Below are 17,095 nucleotides of genomic sequence, written 5' to 3' on the forward strand. Positions count from 1 at the left end.
TGCCTGATATGAGTGAGTCCTCTGCCGTTCGCTATGCAGTTGAGGGCGAACGGGCGACGACGGTGTTGGTGGCTTCGCCGCGCTCATTTTGCGCCGGGGTGGAGCGCGCAATCGAGACTGTCGAGCGTGTGCTCGAACGAGCCAGCGGCCCGGTGTATGTGCGCAAGCAGATCGTGCACAACGCAGTTGTCGTTGCTGAGCTGCGGGACCGCGGGGCGATTTTCGTCGGCGAACTTGACGACATCCCTGATCCGGCGCCGCCGGGTGCGGTGGTGGTGTTCTCGGCTCACGGGGTTTCCCCGGCGGTACGTGCTGCCGCTGATCGACGTGGGCTGCAGGTTGTCGATGCAACCTGCCCATTGGTGACCAAAGTCCATTCTGAGGCCGCGCGTTTCGCCGCCCGCGGTGACACGGTGGTGTTGATCGGACACCGCGGCCACGAGGAATCCGAAGGCACCCTCGGAGTGGCGCCACAGTCAATGGTGTTGGTACAGACCGTAGCCGACGTGGCAGCGTTGAACATACCGACGGACGCGCAGGTGTCGTATCTGACGCAAACCACCATGGCGCTAGATGAAGCGGCAGAAGTCATCGAGGCGCTGCGGATGCGATGGCCCACGCTTCGTGATCCGCCCTCGGATGATATCTGTTATGCGACCACAAACCGACAGCGCGCGCTCAAATCCATTGTGGGTGATTGCGATCTCGTGCTGGTCGTCGGATCGCAAAACTCGTCGAACTCCCAACGCCTTGTTGAGATCGCCGAACGGCACCGCGTCTTGGCCCATCTCATCGACGGGCCCGGCGACATCGACGAGAACTGGTTGACCGACGCCACCACGATTGGCGTGACCGCCGGCGCCTCCGCCCCACCCCATCTCGTAGCCCAGGTCATCGACGCCCTGCGTGCGCGCGGTCCCATCAGAGTCAAGGAATGTAGCGTGGCCACGGAAACAGCGCGATTCGTTCTGCCCAAACAAGTTTCGCAGGCCGCGACCCTCGCCACGAAAAGCCGGCACCCCACAGCCCTCGTCCATCTCCGGGAGCCCGCCGACGCGTGTGCTCTGCCAGACGATCAACCGCCCCCGCGCGCCGACGAGATGCGCCAGCGCCTCATCAACACGCTCACCGCGATCGGAGGGCATCTGGGACAGGCATCTTCGCGCGGTCGTCGGGCCCGACGCGTCGGAGCGCTACCATGACGACTCCGGACGATCCGCGGACCCTCACCACACGCCGGGCCTTGCCCGTCTTCGCGTGTATTGCAACATATTTGGAGCTATCCGCCTTGGCGGAGAACGTGGGTTTGTGCGACGCCTTGTCGGCGGCCCAGCATGCAGTTGCCTGTTGCACCGCGCCGCTAGGTGTTTCGCGGGGGTCCGCCGCGTCCGTAACGAGGTACGCGTGTCGATGAGGGTTCCCAATCGATCGGGCTTGGGCAGCTTCCTTGCGGGTGCGGGCAGCGAGATGGCACTGCGTCGTATCGAGGAACTACGCACGACCGAATACGCCTACCTCGACGACGGAGATCACGTGTATCTCGATTACACCGGCGCCGGGTTGCCTGCTACTCGACAGCTCTACGCCCACGTAAAACGCGTGGCATCAGGTTGCTTCGGCAACCCCCATTCCGACAATCCAACCTCGATGGCCTCTACTGTGCTCGTCGAGCAGGCACGGCAGGCTGTGCTTCGCTGGTTCAACACGTCTGCGGATGAGTATGCGGTGGTCTTCACTCCGAACGCGACCGGCGCCTGCCGCCTTGTCGGAGAAGCGTATCCGTTCGGTCCGCACCGGCGCCTCGTGCTCACAGCGGACAATCACAACTCGGTCAACGGGCTACGGCGGTTCGCCCGCTCTCGTGGTGGCGCTGTCTGCTACATACCTCTGTCGACACCCGAACTGCGGGTGGCCGAAGAGAACCTGGCAAGCACCCTCGGCGGGCCTCGGAAGGGACTGTTCGCCTATCCCGCGCAAAGCAACTTCACCGGCGTCCGGCATCCGCTGAGCTGGGTGGCCCGCGCACAGGAAGCCGGTTACGACGTACTGCTTGATGCCGCCGCCTTTGTGCCATCGTGCAGGCTGCACCTGGGCGTCATCAAACCTGAATTCGTTGCGATGAGTTGGTACAAGGTGTTCGGCTACCCGACAGGTGTGGGATGCCTGCTCGCTCGCCGCGATGCTTTCGCCAGGCTGCGGCGGCGGCGGCCATGGTTCTCGGGTGGCACGATCATGGCAGTCAGCGTTCAAGGCAACTGGCACAAGTTGGCCGAAGACGAGGCCGCGTTTGAAGACGGCACACTGAACTTTCTCGCCATCCCCGACGTGACCGAGGGGCTGGCCTGGATGGACAGCATCGGCATGGACGCCGTCAGCGAGCACGTCGAGCGCCTGACGGGCCGACTCTTGCACGGACTCATAGACCTCAAGCACACCAATGGGTCTCCCATGGCCAGGATCTACGGCCCGCGCGACACTATCGGCCGCGGCGGAACCGTCGCGTTGAACTTCCTAGACCCCAGTGGTGCCTTGGTGGACGAGCGTGCGGTCGCACGCGACAGCTCAGCGGCCGGCATCTCGGTCCGGACCGGATGCTTCTGCAATCCCGGAGCCGGTGAATGGGCGTTCGGCCTGAGCCGCCGAAATGTGCGTGGCGGCTGGTGGCGCGGGTTCGCCCGTCAGGGCTCACGCACGGTGGACGACTATCTACGAATGATCGGGCTGCCCGTCGGCGGTGCCGTCCGCGTCTCGGTGGGGCTTCCCTCGAACATGGCAGACATTGAGCGATTCCTCGACTTCGCCGAGAGGACCTATCGCGATCGGCCAGTCAGCCGGGCCGGCCTGTCACCCAGGCTGCACTGCTAGGGGCTTCGGCCGCGCAGGGGCGCGGCGGGCGACGATGACGGCAGTGGCGGCAAGGAAAGACACGCTGAATCCTGCCAGGATGAGCCAGTCGGCCGCGACGGGACGAGAGAACGTCTCGCCATAGGAGGCGAGGAGCGGCGGGCCAAGGGGCGACGCTCCTGAGGCCCAGAGCGAGGTCACGCCAAGGCTATGCCCGAGCGCCTCGAAGGCCCAACGATTGGTCATCGCATAACTGATCCATCGGCCGACCTCAGCCATCGCCGGTACCGGAAGGATGGCGCCAACAAAGAGCACCTGCGGAAAACAGACCATCGGGAGCGCGATCGTCGCCTGGGCGGGCGCGGCAACAGCCACAGAGATCATTAGGCCGAATCCCAGCGCCGCCGCGGACGAGAGCAACAATGTCACGAACACGGAACCATAGTCCCCGGACGCGGGCAGCCGCCCCAACGCCCGCAGAACCACTAGAAACACAAAGTCGACCCCCGCGAGCACCGGAAGCAAAATGGTGACCTTTGCTAGCACGTACGGCGCCGCTTTCAGCCCGGTAAATCGTTCTCGGCGCAGCACGCCAATCTCCGTGCAGATCTGCAACAGCCCGTAGGTAAGCCCGAAAAAGAACCCGCCGAACGCCAGCCAGAAGACGATCATCACCATCGCCTCAGGGTTTGGTTGGGCAGGATCGAACGCGTTCGGCTCGAATAGCACAAGGAACATCGCGAGCACCATCAGCGGCGAGCCAACGAGAATCGCGAGCGTTAGGCGGTCTCGGCGGAGGATGTCGGCATCGCGCCGGGCGAGCAGCAGCCACTGACGGAACCCACCTGGCGGCACTACGTCACGTGAGTTGACGCTGGCGCGGGGAGAAAAAGCGGGCCGGGGTGCCTCCGTGAGGAGCTCGTACACGTCCGCCAGCGTGGCGACTCCGAAATGCGCACGCGCCTGCTCCGGCGTACCGAAGAAGGCCAGCCGACCTCCTTCTGCGAGCACCGCGACCTTGTCGCATCGCTCGGCATCGTGCGGGTTGTGTGTGGTCAGCACGATCGTTGCGCCGCCACCAGCCAGGCCGCGCAGCGAACGCATCAACTCCGCCCCGCGCGCGGGATCCAGCCCGGACGTCGGCTCGTCCAGGAAGAACGCGTCCGGCCCGGCTAGCAGTTCGGCCGCGATCGAGGCGCGCTTACGTTGTCCTCCGGACAATCTGCCGATCGGTACCGCCGCGCGATCCTCCAATTCCAGGACGCTGATGGCTGATTCGACTGAATCACCATTGACCCCGCGAAGGGCGGCGGTGTATTGAAGCGATCGTTCGAGCGGAAGCGTGAGGTGCACGATATCGTCCTGGGGGACGTATCCCACAGTGCCGCAAACGCTGCGGACTTGACCCGCAGTCGGCACGCGCATGCCACTCATGGTGTTCAGCAACGTGGTCTTGCCTGTACCGCTTGCCCCGACAATTGCCACCAATTCGCCGCTCTCCACGGCCAGAGTGATGTCGCGCAGCGCGACGATTTCGTCCGCGACACGGACGGATACCCCGAGCAGTTCTATCGCCGTCCCCACGATGATCAATCCTTCCTCGACATCGCCCCGGTGTCGGCGCTGACTTAGTGGCGATCACCTACCGGCATGGGACGGGTCGCGGTGATGAGCGGCCCCGTAGCTTGAATGAAGTGCCGGTTGCACGCAAAGCTTCCGGCAACTGTGATGCATGTTGCTCGGGGTGCTGCACACTCCGCATCGGTATGTGGTAGGGAGCCCGTAAGCAATTCGGTGCTCGCCGGCCCGCTCCGTAGGTAGCAACAGGTACGAATTGCCGATGTGCTGTCCAGGCTGGTTCAACGACCACACGACTTTCGCGGTACCCGGCACCTTCGGCGGCCCCCGGGATCATTCCGGCTATTCCCCGGACGATCGTGCAGATACAGTTCGGCCTCATCGTGAGCGGCGGCGATCGCGGCGACTACCGGCTCGAACTCGGGTTCCGCTCCTCCTGTTCAGCGAAGACACCGCTCGCGGCCTCCTCGACGACTTCCTGGCCCGATTGCACGCATTGCTCGAGGTGGGGTATCCGTTCAGTTCCAGCGGCACTGGGTCCATTGCCGCCCAAAAGCACTTGCTGATCTAGCTCGGTGGCCGCTGACCATTGCACTCGGAAACTGCTCGGAGTCATCGGGGTAGTCACAGACAGCCAGACCACCTTGTCGTTGCGTTCTCGTCGTATTCCTGGGCATCGCGGCGCGCTCCGAAACAACGAGTGTGCGCGCAAAACGCGGGACGGTTCACTTGGGAGTATCGTTTTGAGACGTGCGCACGGGGGACCCAGGGGATCCGGCCGCTTTGCCGCCTGTTCGGGGCGGGTTTGTTGGTCGTCAGCGGGAGTTGGATCGCATCGGTGCCCTGGTGATGGGGCCGGCCCGGTTGGTGACGTTGATTGGGCCGGGGGGGATCGGTAAGACTCGGCTGGCTGAGGAGGCTGCGCGTCGGTTGCACCGGGCGCGGCACACGCCGGTGTTTGCGGTTCGGTTGGCGCGGCTGGCTAGGGGCTCGGATGTGGCGGCGGTGCGCGAGGCGGTCGCCGCGGCGGTGCTGATGGACGGGTTCGCCGGCGCTTCGGCGTGGGATGGTGCGGTGCAGACGCTGTCGCCAGTAGATGGTGCTGGCCGGGTTGTGCCGACGATGCTGTTGCTGGATAACTGTGAACATGTGCTTGCCGGTGTCGGGCAGGTAATTGTCGATTTGCTCGATGCGGTGCCGGGGTTGACGATTTTAGCGACCAGCCGCGAGCCGGTCGGCTGGGTCGATGAGCAGTTGGTCACGGTGCCGCCGTTGTCGGGGACGCAGTCATTGGAGTTGTTTCGGCAGCGCGCTGAGTTGGCTGGTTATTCGATCAGCGCGCCGGACGAGGTGGAGTTGGCGCAGCAGATCTGCGGGCACATGCATGGGCATCCGTTGTATGTGCGGTTGGCGGCCGCGCGGATGTTCTATGAGCCGTTGCCGCTGATTCTTAAGCAGCTGAGTGGCGAGTCCGATGACATGCGGATGCGGTGGCGCCATGGGCCGCGGGCGGGGTTGGAGGGTCGTCACCGCAGCGTCACTGATGTGATCGCGTGGTCGTATGAGCTGTGCACCGATAAGCAGCGGTTGTTGTTTGACCGGTTGTCGGTGTTCGCGCCGGGGTATGACACCAGCGCCGAAGACGCCGATACCGGGGTTGCCGATGTGGGGGCGGAGTTGGAGGCCATCGAGGCCGTGTGCGCCGACGATGTGGCGATCGAGGGCTGCGACGGCACGCCGAGCAGCGAGCTCGCCGATCAGCCTGCGGTGGGCCTGGCCCGCGAGGAAATTTGTGAGCTGCTGGAGCGATTGGTGGAACAGTCGTTGGTCTCGATCCACATCAGCGCTACCGCGGTGCGCTACTCGTTGTTGGAGAGCCTTCGCCTGTTTGCTTCCGAGCGGCTTGCCGAGCGCTCAACTGCAGACAGTGATGAGCCGGCCCGGCTGGCGCGGCGACATTACTACTATTACCGCGACAAGGTCGCCCACGCGCAACTCGAATGGTTCGGTCCCGGCGAACAGGACCTACTGACCTGGGCGATAGGGGCGTGGTCGAACATCCGGCGCGCCATCGACACCAGCATGACAGCCGGGCAGCCAGTCGTGGGCCTGCAAATCTGTGTCGGCATGCTTGCGATTCCCGCACCGTTCTACATGGGTTCGTTGCCGGAGATCCGAAACCGCATCGAACAGACTCTGGCGGCCACGCTAGCGTCGCAAGACCAGGCGGACGAGCTACAACTCGCGGCACTCGCCCAGACGGCTTGGTTGGCCCTGATTCAGGGGCGTCCTCAGGACGCCGAAGACCTTTTGGACCGCTGTGTTGCGTGGTGGAATGCCAAGCCCCCCCTCCCAAAGCACTGGCGCGACCGGCCAGAAACCGATATCGGGTTGCCAGCCGTGGTCGATTACGCCTGGGGCGCCGAGCTGTTGCTGGCCCGCCGGGATCCGCGGGCAATCGCGGTGTTTGCGCGTGCCCGCAAGAAATTTCACGGCATCGCAGACCGTGGGGGCGAAGCGATGAGCGGGATGTTCGAGGCCATGGCAGCCGGATTCCTCGGGCCAGCGGACGAGGCGATGAACATCGGTCACCGTCACCTCGAGCGGACCACCGCAGCCGGTGCCGGGACGGCGAGGGCTTGGGCCCAGATGATGTTGGCGATCGCGCTGACCAAACATGGCGATGTGGAAAAGGCATTGGAGCTGGGCCGCGCCGCGCTGACTTGCCAGGTGCCCCTGGGAGACCAATGGGGCCCGACCTGGGCGGTGCACATTCGCATGTTCTCGTTGGCACGACTAATCACTGATCGGCGTGCGGGCGGAGACGCCAAGCGCAGCGCCCTGATCAAGCTGGCGAGCGAGATCGCTTACCTTGCCGGAGGCCTGAAGACTCAGCGAGCAAGGCTGGGTGTACTGATCGAGAACCTGGGTGGGTTCGCCGAGGAAACTGCCATTGCCGAGAAGGTCGCCCGCGAGATGCTCGGGCACGACGCCTACGCCGAGGCCGCGAAACGCGGGTCGCAGTTGTTCGCCGTGCGTTCCGAGTTGCAGCGCATCGCGCTGGGCACGTTTTCGGTAAACACTGCGTCGCCCGCTCCAGCGGGCACGTCCGCGAGCTGGCAGATTTTGACCGCAGCCGAGCAGGAAGTGGCCATCCTGGCTGCGGCTGGCTGGCCCAACAGCGCCATCGGAGTGCGCCGGGGAACCTCGACCAAAACGACTGACTCGCAAATATCGTCGATATTTCAGAAACTGGTGATCGACTCACGCAAGGAGATCGTTTCTTTCGTCCCGCAGGAGTTCCATAGCCGGGTTTCGGCGGAACGCTACCGTGGTGCACATCAGGGCCGAGACAAACCGCGACGCATTCATCCCCAGCCGCAGGGCTGAAGCCCGATGTTAGGTGAGTCGACGGCGCCAAAATTTAAATCGCCGGGCGGCGCAACTCTGAATCAACGCCGCTAGGTGGCCGGAATACTGCCTCTTGAAGTGTAGACGCGTGGCCCGGCGCACAGACCACTTTCGACCACCCCGGGTGGTCTGGAATGTATACGGGCACAAGTCAATCTGGCGATCATGGCCCGCCAGGGGCCGGAAAGTCACACATTGTCAGCGCTCATGAACACGCCGCTGAGGACCATGTGCGCATTGATGTAACTGCCGATGGGATGAATATTGTTAGTCACCGCGATGGAACGCGGCATCCGTCCCGACCGTCAACATGTCAATGTCGTCCACGACGATCAGATCTCACGAACAGGTTCGGGCGGCGGCGCGAGCGGCGCACCGACCATCTTTGCGTTTGCCGATTTGTGATCCCAGGCGATTCATCCGCCGGCGACGATTTCGGGATGACGCATCGGCAGTCATGCGATCCGATCAACCGTTACCGTTTTTGGGTTGTTGGCCCGCAAATACGTTGGCGCACCACCGATCCGGCACAGTGTTCACATCCATCCCAACGCCAGCGACCCCGAAGTCCGGCCCTGTCCGCGGCCATGAAATTCTCCCCATGGGGGGCCATTTAGCGCCCCGCTGGCGGCCAGTGAGTTCCCCGTAGGCTCCAACCTCCATCCATCCGGCTTCGACGAAATCATGCCAAAAACATTGGCGACGGCCACCGTCGACCGGCTGCTGCATCATGCGCATGTCGTTGTCACCCAAGGCGACAGCTACCGGCTGGCCCAAGCCACCGCAGGCCAAGGAGTCAAACCACTGCGCTGACCTAACAGTGTGACCCCAAGGGTTGGCCAGTGAGGCACGGGCTTCGGTGACGTGGTCAGCGCGACAATGTGTCCCGGATCGCCTGGACCACGGCGTCGGGCCGCACCCAGATGATGCCCGAGTGCCCGGCATCATCGAGGCGGCGGATCTGGGCCTGGGTGAACTTCGCGGCCACGTCGGTGTAGAGCTGGTGCTTAGCCTGGTTAGACTCGGCTCGCGATTCACGGGCGTCGGGCGGCAGCAGCTCCTGGGCAAAGCTGTCGACACCCATGGCGGACAACAAAATCAGCGGCAGGTCGGGATCGGGGCCAGCGTCGCGGACCTCGCCGAACAGCAGCGGTAGGTTCATCGGTTCGCGCACCGACTGCCGATAGCCGCGGCTGCTGAACCCTCGATCCAGCAGCGGTTCGCGGATCTCGGCGGGCCAGTCGGCCAGCGCCCGGCCAAACACGCTCCGATACCTGGCCCGCATTGCGTCCATCTGCTCGGGTCGGAACAGATCGTCGATATTGTCGTTCTTCAGCGCCTGCGCGTCCTTCTCCGGCAGGTAGTCGACAATGTCCTCGTGAGTTGGGTCGAGCAGAACCAAACCGGCAACCTCGTCTGAGAAACGCTTTGCGTACAGTCGCGCGTACAGACCACCGAGTGAATGTCCGACCAGCACGTACGGGCCGGGCACCGCTGCGGCACACAACAACTCATGCAGATCATCCGTGACCTGCGTGCCGCTGCGCGGAAGGTCCACAACGTCGCTCCAGCCCATGCCGAGTCGGTCATAGATCACGCTGGTGGTGAACTCCGCGACAAGGTTGTGCACGTTCCAGTAGTACAGGCCGAACATCCCCCCACCGGCCAAAAACACCACAGGCGGACCCCCAACACCGGAACGATGCAGAAGCATCGTTCCACCTGCGACCTCGTAGCCCACCCCCAACGGGGCCTCGGCCACGCCCGCACTGTCTTTCACCACACCCGGACACTCCCTCCGTCGTAAACATAACCAGCCCACCGGCCGCCGCCCGCCCAGACACCACCTAACAGCGGGGAATCAACTGGCCGCGGTTGGGGAGTGTCACTGGCCGCCACCGGGAACACAAATGGCCGCCACCGGGGAGGAAAGACTGACCGTTGACACGGCCCCAAGCCGGGATCATCACCCGGAACCGTGATCACGCCAACGAGGCGCAAACAACTGCGTCCTCCGTCCTGCGACTCGCAGGCTATGGGCCGACGAAACCGACGCGTGGCGCTGGTACGGAGGATGACACCAAATCCCCGCTGTCGCCCCTGGCGAACGTACTACCGATCTGGCAAAATGAGATACAGGATACACTGTGTATCGCACGTAAGTGAGCACGGCGCGACAGGTGACAGGTTGGGCAATGACGCAGACCGTCAACCAGTTACGGACGTCCTGGCGGCGGTCAGGGGATGCTGATCGTATTGCCACGATTGGCGGCCGATCGAGGCAAGTGACGTCCTGGCGCATCGGAAAGCGGTGCTACGGGAAATGGGTGACCTCTGGCCCTCCGCAGTGCAGCCGAGGGAGAGCCGGTGACGAAGGTTCGCCTTTTTACCCATGCGCGGCACGTAATCGAAACTGTTGAAGCAGAAATGCGGAAATGAGCTGTCGATGAGGGCATGGCCTCAGCGTTGGCCGGGAAACGGTCGCGCTACGGAAGTGGGTCACGTGCGGTGCCCCGATTATTTCGCGCTGCTTAAAGATATGCCCTTGCCTGTCTATCCGTTTCCAGATCATCCCAGCCCGTTCGAGGAACGGATAACAGAGGATCTGAACAAATGGTTGGATAATGACTACAGGTTTCTGACTGAAGAGGCTCGAAACCAATATAAGCGCCATGATTTCGGATTTGCGACCGCGCGATCGTTTCCATATTTGACCAGTTATCAGTACCTCCTGCCCATAACCAGGTACACGGCATGGGGCACGATCTTCGACGATCATTTCGAATACCTTTCCTTTGATGAAAAGGACAACTTGCGCGAACAAGTTGTCAGCGCGCTCCGAAGCGGCCGCATACCCGAGGGTCCGGAGGCGAACTACCTCATCCCGCTGATCGGGATGCGAGACGAATTGTTGGCATTCGAATTACCGTCCTGGTGGTTCGATCGGTTCGTTGACAGCCTGAACTGGTTCATAAGAGGCATCCAAGATGAGGATTGTTATAAAACGAATAATCGGATTCCTCCGGTCGAGCATCTGAAATTGATTCGAGAATATTCCATAGGAATGTATCCGTGGATCGAGCTGATAGCTCTAGAGCAGGGTTGTGTGCTGCCGAGCAGAATACTAGAGCATCCTGTAATCCGGCACCTGAAGAAGCTGGTTGCCAATATGGTTGCCTATCAAAACGATTTCGTGTCTTTGCCTAAAGAGCTGACACGTGGAGACGGTGAAGTCATGAATTTGGTACTGGCGGTACAACAAGACCGAATCATAGGGTTGGAGGAAGCGTATATGGCCGCCCTAGATATCCACAACGCAGATCTCAACGCTTTTCTGACATTGCAATCCAATCTGCCAGATTTTGGCGAGCATCAACGCGATGCCGAAGTATATGCGCGGTATCTCGCTCAATTGGTCAAAGGATGCGCCGACTGGGAAGGCAAGACCGCGTTCCGCTATTCCCAGGGAGGTTATGTCGAACCGCCGCGCGCAGAAAAGATTGAAAACGTCTACTCGTCTGACCCAGCCGCTCGACCCAAGACCTAGGGACCCTCACATGACATCGCCGAATTCCATTCCCATCGCGCCGGGGGCACTTCCGCTGCTGGGCCATCTGGTTCCGTTGATTCGTGACCCGTATGAGTTCCTTACCTCGCTGCCTGCCCACGGAGACGTCGTGCGTGTGCGATTAGGTCCGGCAACGATGGTGGTGGTGGTGTGTGATCCGGGACTTACCGATCGCGTCCTTCGCGACGACCGGACGTTCGACAAGGGCGGCCCCATCTACGACCGCGCCCGGGAAGTACTTGGCGATAGCCTGTCAACGTGCCCGCATAGCCTGCACCGACGGCAACGACGCCTAGCCCAACCCGCATTCCACTCCGCGCGAATGCCCGGCTACGCGCAGATCATGACTGACCATATACGCACCGTCACCGGCTCATGGCACGACAGGCAGATGCTCGACGTGCTCAGCGAAATGTTCACGATAACCAGCAGAATCACGACCGCCACCATGTTCTCGGATACGGTGCCGCCAGCGACGCAACGCCAGGTAATCGACGACTTCGCTCACGTGATCGCAGGTGTCTACACCAGGGCGCTCATACCTGCTCCGCTGGATCGCCTACCCACCCCCGGCAACCGGCGCTATCACCGAGCCCGCGCACGCCTACAGCACACGGTCGGCAACCTCATTTCCGACCGCCGAGCAACCGGCACTGACCACGGCGACCTGCTCTCGGCTCTCCTGAGCGCCCACGACGACCTCGACACACATGACGGGAATCTGTCCGACACCGAGATCACCAACCAAGTCCTCGCGTTTTATCTCGCTGGAACCGAGACCACAGCCACCGTGCTGGCCTGGGCACTGCATGAGGTGGCACACCACCCCCGGATCGAGCAAGCATTACGCACGGAAGTCGACGCAGTCCTGGGCGGGCGGCCGGCCACCCACGCCGATCTGCCCAGGTTGGAACTGACCGGCCGGATCATCACGGAGACTATGCGCCTTTGGCCACCGGGCTGGTGGCTCACTCGGGCTACCACCGCCGACACCCAACTTGGCGAACATCTCGTTGCGAAGGGCACCGTAGTTGTCTGCAGCCCCTACCTCATCCATCGCCGTCCAGACCTATACCCCGAGCCCGATCGTTTCGTGCCCGACCGATGGATTCCCGACGCGCGGCCCCAGCGCGATGCGTACATTCCCTTCGTCAGCGGCGCCCGCAAGTGCATTGGCGAACGGTTCGGCTACACCGAAGCAGTGCTGGCTTTGGCGACCATTGCCGCGCGCTGGCAGCTGGTGCCTCAGCTCAAACCACCGGTGCGCCCCACCCGGATGGGGGTTGTGATACGTCCACGGGGACTGCGCATGCGTACGGCCGCACGCATCCCAACCTCATCGCGGCAGCCCAGCATCACGAGATGACTGGGTAGCCGAATCGCCGGCAGGCCTTACGAATTCGACATCTCCGAAACCAAACTGACCGAGAGGGTTCGGTGACCGGAAACCACACTTCAGTAGCGGTCGACGATGGTGGCGCAGGGATGCAAACCCCGGTTCGCTGGCTGGCCCCGAGCGAGGAAATGTTCGTTTCGATGGGAGCATATGTTGGCTACTCGGTGCACATCCGGGGGAGGCTAGAGCTATCTGCATTGTCGGATGCATTCGCGGTTCTGCGGCGCACATACCCTGTGTTAGCTACTCGTCTCGTGGCGATGGACGGCGGCCATCTGATCGTTGCGTATTCAGATACTGAATCCGGCGTCGGCGTGTGTGATGACGGCGTCGATGAGCCGATGGCCGGTGCGGATCTGTACCCGGACAAAAAGGTAACCGCAGTCCACGTGGCACGCGGTGGCGATGGTGATCGGGCGGTTGTGACATTGTTGATCCATCACAGCATCGCCGATGGTCATCATGGGCTGGCACTGCTCGCCGATCTGTGGTCCTTATACACCGACATCACGAGTGGGAGCGTTCCGGCGGCCGTGCGCCATGATTATCCGGAATCGGTAGAGAAATTGTTCGCCGACCGTCGAATCGCTGATTTTAGCTATGCAGAGTTGCCGCCGTGCGCCGCGGTTCGGCGATTCGGGACCGCGACCAACCTACAGTTGCCTGGCTTCGTGAGCACATTCGTTCGCTGCCGGCTCAGCGTGGCGGAAACGGCTGCTCTCCTTGAGTTGAGTCACCGTTGCAAAGTCACGATGAATTCTGTGGTTTCGGCGGCGATCATCCTTACTGAATCAGATGTTCGAAGGGTTCGCCTCTGTGAAATCCCCTACTTCATAACGGTGGATCTGCGGAATAGGGTTACGCCTCCCGTGGAACCGACGGCCGGGACCAATATACTAGGCTTCGCTGGTTTTTCAGCTTCGATCGACACCACGGACGACCTAGTTGTAGTGGCACGCGCTGTTGCCGGCCAGTTATCCACCGAGCTCGCGGACGGCACGGTTGTCAAAACCGCCCTGCGGCCCCGACAGTTCCTCACAGACCTCATGTCGCCGGCAGCGCCGGAAAGTGTGATTACTACAAATTGGGGCAGAATACCCGCGCTACGTTCACCTACCGGGATCGAGTTCACGGACTTCCGCGCCGTATTCTATAACAAACCGCAGGAACCCCATACGTTGGTGCCAACACAGGCGACAGGATTTCACTCGTATGTCATCAGCTCATTTGATGAGCGATTGAGCGTCGAACTCCTCGTCCCGAATGCTACGCAGCTCGAATCGGCACGAGCGAGGGTCGCTAGCCTTGAAGCTCGTCTTCATTCCATCGGCTGAGGCTTGCTGCTCGGTCATATCCAGCATCGGCCTGGCCGGACCCTTTGCGGAACTTCAAGGGCACGTAAGTTGGACCGCAGTTTCATAAGCCATGACTGCAAACAAAGTTGCTTCAGGTTTTCGTGCTTCTGGGGGCCGGCATAGTTCGAGCCGGCCGCACTGTCCCTGGTTCAATGAGGGCGGATGTCCGATTGCTGCGCTGCTATGACGGTTTGCTGCAGCAGGACGGCGATGGTCGTTGGTCCGACTCCGCCGGGCACCGGTGTGATGAGGCTGGCTCTGTCGGCTGCGGGGACGTATTCGACGTCGCCAATGTTGCCGGGATTGTAGCCGGCGTCGATGACTATGGCTCCGCTTTTGATCCAAGCGCCCTTGATCAGTTCAGGTCGACCGACGGCTGCGATGACGATGTCGGCTTGAGCGACAATCCGAGGTAAGTCGGAGGTTCGCGAGTGGCAGTAGGTGACGGTCGCGTTTCGGCGCAGCAGCAGCATTCCGATGGGCTTGCCCAAGATGGGGCTGCGGCCGATGACGACGGCATGCAGGCCGGTGGGGGCGACCTCGTAAGCGTCCAGGAGATGCATGATTCCGGCTGGGGTGCAGGAGTGAAATCCTGGTTCCCCCAAAGCCATCGCGGCGAATGACGCCATGGTCACTCCATCAACGTCCTTGCGTGGGGTGATGGTCTCGAAGACTGCGCGTTCGTGGATCTGCGCTGGCATGGGGTGCTGCACCAAAATGCCATCAACGCTGTCGTCGTCAGAGAGTTCGTTCACCAGGGCGACGACCTCGTTGGTGGTCGCGGTTGCAGCCATGTGGTGGCTGCGCGAGTCCAATCCCGTGGTGCGGCATCGGTTAGTCTTCATCCGCACATAGGTGTGGGAGGCGGGGTCATCACCGACCAGAACTGTTGCCAGACAGGCCTTTCGCCCCATGTTCTTTTTGAACTCGGCCGCCTGTTGCCGGGTATCGGTCAGTATGGTGTTGGCGACATGCACGCCGTCGATGATTGTCGCGGGCAAGATCGTGCTCCTCACTAGTATTGTGGCTCCTCACTAGCGATGAGCCACCCACGCGGTCGGTGCGTCCAAGTCTTGCTTCCTGGTGGTTCCAGCTGCGCCAGTGGTCGATCCTGTTCACTTTCAAATTGGCCGCGTCAGGGGTCGGGTCGGTCATACGTGGTCGAGGTTGTCGAGCTCGTTGCGTGACGGCGTGCTGCGGTCATGTGATGATACACCATGTATCGTGCGGCTTGGCCATGGCGAGGTCGACGCGGGAGGATGAGTTTGTCAGATGCGAATCAGTGCCAGCGCAGCAATACGAGTTCGGAACACAAGCCCGGACCCATTGCGATCATGAGGCCCGCGCTTTGGGTGGGTGGCGGTTTGGCCAGGGTGTCGCGCAGCACATGTAGCACCGACGCCGACGATAGGTTGCCCACCTCGCCGAGCGATCGCCACGTCGGTGCTAGTGCCTCCGGTGGTAGGTCGAGGGCGTTGTTGATCGCTTCGATGATCCTGGGACCGCCGGGATGGACCACCCAGGCGCCGATGTCGGTGGTGGTGAGGCCGTGCGCTGCCAGAAACGTGGTCACGTCTTCGCCAATGTATTGCCGCAGTGCGGTCGCGACGTCCTTGGACAACACGAGTTCAAACCCTGTCCTGCCCACTTTGTAGCCCATGGCGTCTAGCGAGTCGGGATAGAGAAAACTGCGCGAATCGAGGATATCCGGGCCGCTCGCGCCGATCTTTTCGGCGCGACGCTCGCCGACGGCAATCACCGCCGCAGCTCCGTCGGCAAACAACGCGCTGCCCACCGAACCGGCCAGCGTCGGTTTGTATCCCGGAAAGGTGAGTGAGCAGAGCTCGACTGAGATCAGCGCCGCGACGCCGTCGGGCGTGCCGCGCAGGAAGTCATGCAGGAGAGCAACCCCGGCCGCACCGGCCACGCAGCCCAGGCCGAACAGCGGTACCCGCCGCACATCATCGCGCAGGCCCAGCCGCCCGGCGATCCGCGCATCCAACGAGGGCACCGCCAGCCCTGTGACCGTCGTGGTGATGAGCAGGTCGAGGTCTTGCGGCTGCAGGCCCGCCACGTCCAACGCTTCCGCCAGCGCCTCGCGACCGAGGTCCACCGCCTTTTCGATGAAAATGTGGTTTGCCTCACCGAAGTCGGCCAGTGCTGGATACCTTTCCTTCGGCAACACGAGGTGGCGACTATTGACCTTGGCGCTTGCATGCAGCTGTCGAACGATATCTTCGTAACCCTCGAACTCGGGGATGCTGAGGAAAAGGTCGGTGAGCTCTGGCTGGGTATAGCGATATGGTGGCAACGCACCACACACGCCCGCAATCACACTCATTGGTCTCCCACCCCTTGGTCCGACCCTGCGACGGTAATCTCCGAACGGTTTAATCGGATCGCTTAAACCACAAGCTTAGTCCGCTAGCGGTGCGGTGCGCACGCAAGTGAGGCGCCAGCGGTGTGTCGAACACGGTGAGCTGCTCGCGACAGCCATCTGAATGTCACGTACTGCGAGGCGCCTAGCACCCGCCGAAAGGCACTGTCGCATCAGTAGTTTGGGCTTTTGCTGGGCGCGCTATGCGGCCAACGCGTAACTTCAAGCACATCCTCGCGGAACTGTTCGACCGTGCGCAGCGTCCACGTGTACACCCGGGCGCCCGATGGCCAGGGTTCTCAAGTCGGGTGACGTTGCGGGCGACAGGATCGCGATTCACCGCGGTGGTGGGTGTCCGTGACAGAGCCGGTCGGCATGGCGCACGCTACCGGTCCGGTTGCTCACGCCGCCAGATGGTTTCGGACTCGCGGGTCGAGTCGGCAGTGCAGTGATGTATCGCGCACGCCGCACGCCACCCGACGACATCCGACGGTCGAGTGCTTTGATGTCGACCTCGCCGCGGCGGAGGGAAAACCTTTGACGGTAACATGATACAGGGCGTATCA

10 protein-coding genes and 2 pseudogenes are annotated in these 17,095 nt (G+C 62.2%); 8 read left to right on the forward strand and 4 right to left on the reverse strand.

Going from position 1 to position 17,095, the window contains the following annotated elements; translation table 11 throughout:
- Window positions 1-8: 8 nt before the first annotated feature.
- A pseudogene (gene ispH / locus ACQI5H_RS22930) lies at window positions 9-983 on the forward strand (4-hydroxy-3-methylbut-2-enyl diphosphate reductase); the annotation flags it as partial.
- A gap of 427 nt (window positions 984-1,410) precedes the next feature.
- Window positions 1,411-2,865 (forward strand): aminotransferase class V-fold PLP-dependent enzyme, encoded by a 1,455-nt coding sequence (locus tag ACQI5H_RS22935; protein WP_427081585.1) that lies wholly within the window; start codon window positions 1,411-1,413, stop codon window positions 2,863-2,865.
- Here the strand turns inward: ACQI5H_RS22935 and ACQI5H_RS22940 are convergent.
- Entirely contained in the window at window positions 2,845-4,428 is a 1,584-nt protein-coding gene (locus ACQI5H_RS22940) for an ATP-binding cassette domain-containing protein (protein WP_427081586.1), read from the reverse strand. The genes ACQI5H_RS22935 and ACQI5H_RS22940 overlap by 21 nt on opposite strands.
- 744 nt (window positions 4,429-5,172) lie before the next feature.
- On the opposite strand from ACQI5H_RS22940, the gene ACQI5H_RS22945 reads away from it, so the two are divergent.
- The 3 genes and pseudogenes from ACQI5H_RS22945 to ACQI5H_RS22955 form a co-directional block, all read left to right on the forward strand.
- Window positions 5,173-7,812, forward strand: coding sequence for a helix-turn-helix transcriptional regulator (locus ACQI5H_RS22945; RefSeq protein WP_427081587.1), 2,640 nt, complete (start codon window positions 5,173-5,175; stop codon window positions 7,810-7,812).
- A gap of 300 nt (window positions 7,813-8,112) precedes the next feature.
- The gene (locus ACQI5H_RS22950) at window positions 8,113-8,238 is read left to right on the forward strand and encodes a hypothetical protein (RefSeq protein ID WP_427081588.1); all 126 of its coding nucleotides are present in this window, start codon (window positions 8,113-8,115) and stop codon (window positions 8,236-8,238) included.
- A gap of 240 nt (window positions 8,239-8,478) precedes the next feature.
- A pseudogene (locus tag ACQI5H_RS22955) lies at window positions 8,479-8,646 on the forward strand (ATP-binding protein); the annotation flags it as partial.
- 55 nt (window positions 8,647-8,701) lie between these two features.
- On the opposite strand, the gene ACQI5H_RS22960 reads toward ACQI5H_RS22955, so the two are convergent.
- Window positions 8,702-9,595 carry an alpha/beta fold hydrolase gene (locus ACQI5H_RS22960; protein ID WP_427081589.1) on the reverse strand — a complete coding sequence of 298 codons (894 nt, stop codon included), beginning with the start codon at window positions 9,593-9,595 and terminating at the stop codon, window positions 8,702-8,704.
- Between the two features lie 732 nt (window positions 9,596-10,327).
- Here ACQI5H_RS22960 and ACQI5H_RS22965 point away from each other — a divergent pair.
- From ACQI5H_RS22965 to ACQI5H_RS22975, 3 genes are all read left to right on the forward strand, one after another.
- Entirely contained in the window at window positions 10,328-11,380 is a 1,053-nt protein-coding gene (locus ACQI5H_RS22965; RefSeq protein WP_427081590.1) for a terpene synthase family protein, read from the forward strand.
- A 10-nt stretch (window positions 11,381-11,390) separates the two neighbouring features.
- Entirely contained in the window at window positions 11,391-12,767 is a 1,377-nt protein-coding gene (locus ACQI5H_RS22970; RefSeq protein WP_427081591.1) for a cytochrome P450, read from the forward strand.
- Window positions 12,768-12,838: 71 nt separating this feature from the next.
- Window positions 12,839-14,131, forward strand: coding sequence for a phthiocerol/phthiodiolone dimycocerosyl transferase family protein (locus tag ACQI5H_RS22975; protein ID WP_427081592.1), 1,293 nt, complete (start codon window positions 12,839-12,841; stop codon window positions 14,129-14,131).
- A gap of 170 nt (window positions 14,132-14,301) precedes the next feature.
- Here ACQI5H_RS22975 and ACQI5H_RS22980 read toward each other — a convergent pair whose 3' ends face one another.
- Both ACQI5H_RS22980 and ACQI5H_RS22985 read right to left on the reverse strand, forming a co-directional pair.
- Window positions 14,302-15,153, reverse strand: a complete 852-nt coding sequence (locus tag ACQI5H_RS22980) for a bifunctional 5,10-methylenetetrahydrofolate dehydrogenase/5,10-methenyltetrahydrofolate cyclohydrolase (RefSeq protein WP_427081593.1) — start codon at window positions 15,151-15,153, stop codon at window positions 14,302-14,304.
- Window positions 15,154-15,431: 278 nt separating this feature from the next.
- Window positions 15,432-16,493 carry a type III polyketide synthase gene (locus tag ACQI5H_RS22985; RefSeq protein ID WP_427081594.1) on the reverse strand — a complete coding sequence of 354 codons (1,062 nt, stop codon included), beginning with the start codon at window positions 16,491-16,493 and terminating at the stop codon, window positions 15,432-15,434.
- Between the last annotated feature and the right edge of the window lie 602 nt (window positions 16,494-17,095).

It is taken from the genome of Mycobacterium heidelbergense, from assembly GCF_050205645.1.
In the GTDB taxonomy this organism is placed as follows: Bacteria; Actinomycetota; Actinomycetes; order Mycobacteriales; family Mycobacteriaceae; genus Mycobacterium; species Mycobacterium heidelbergense_A.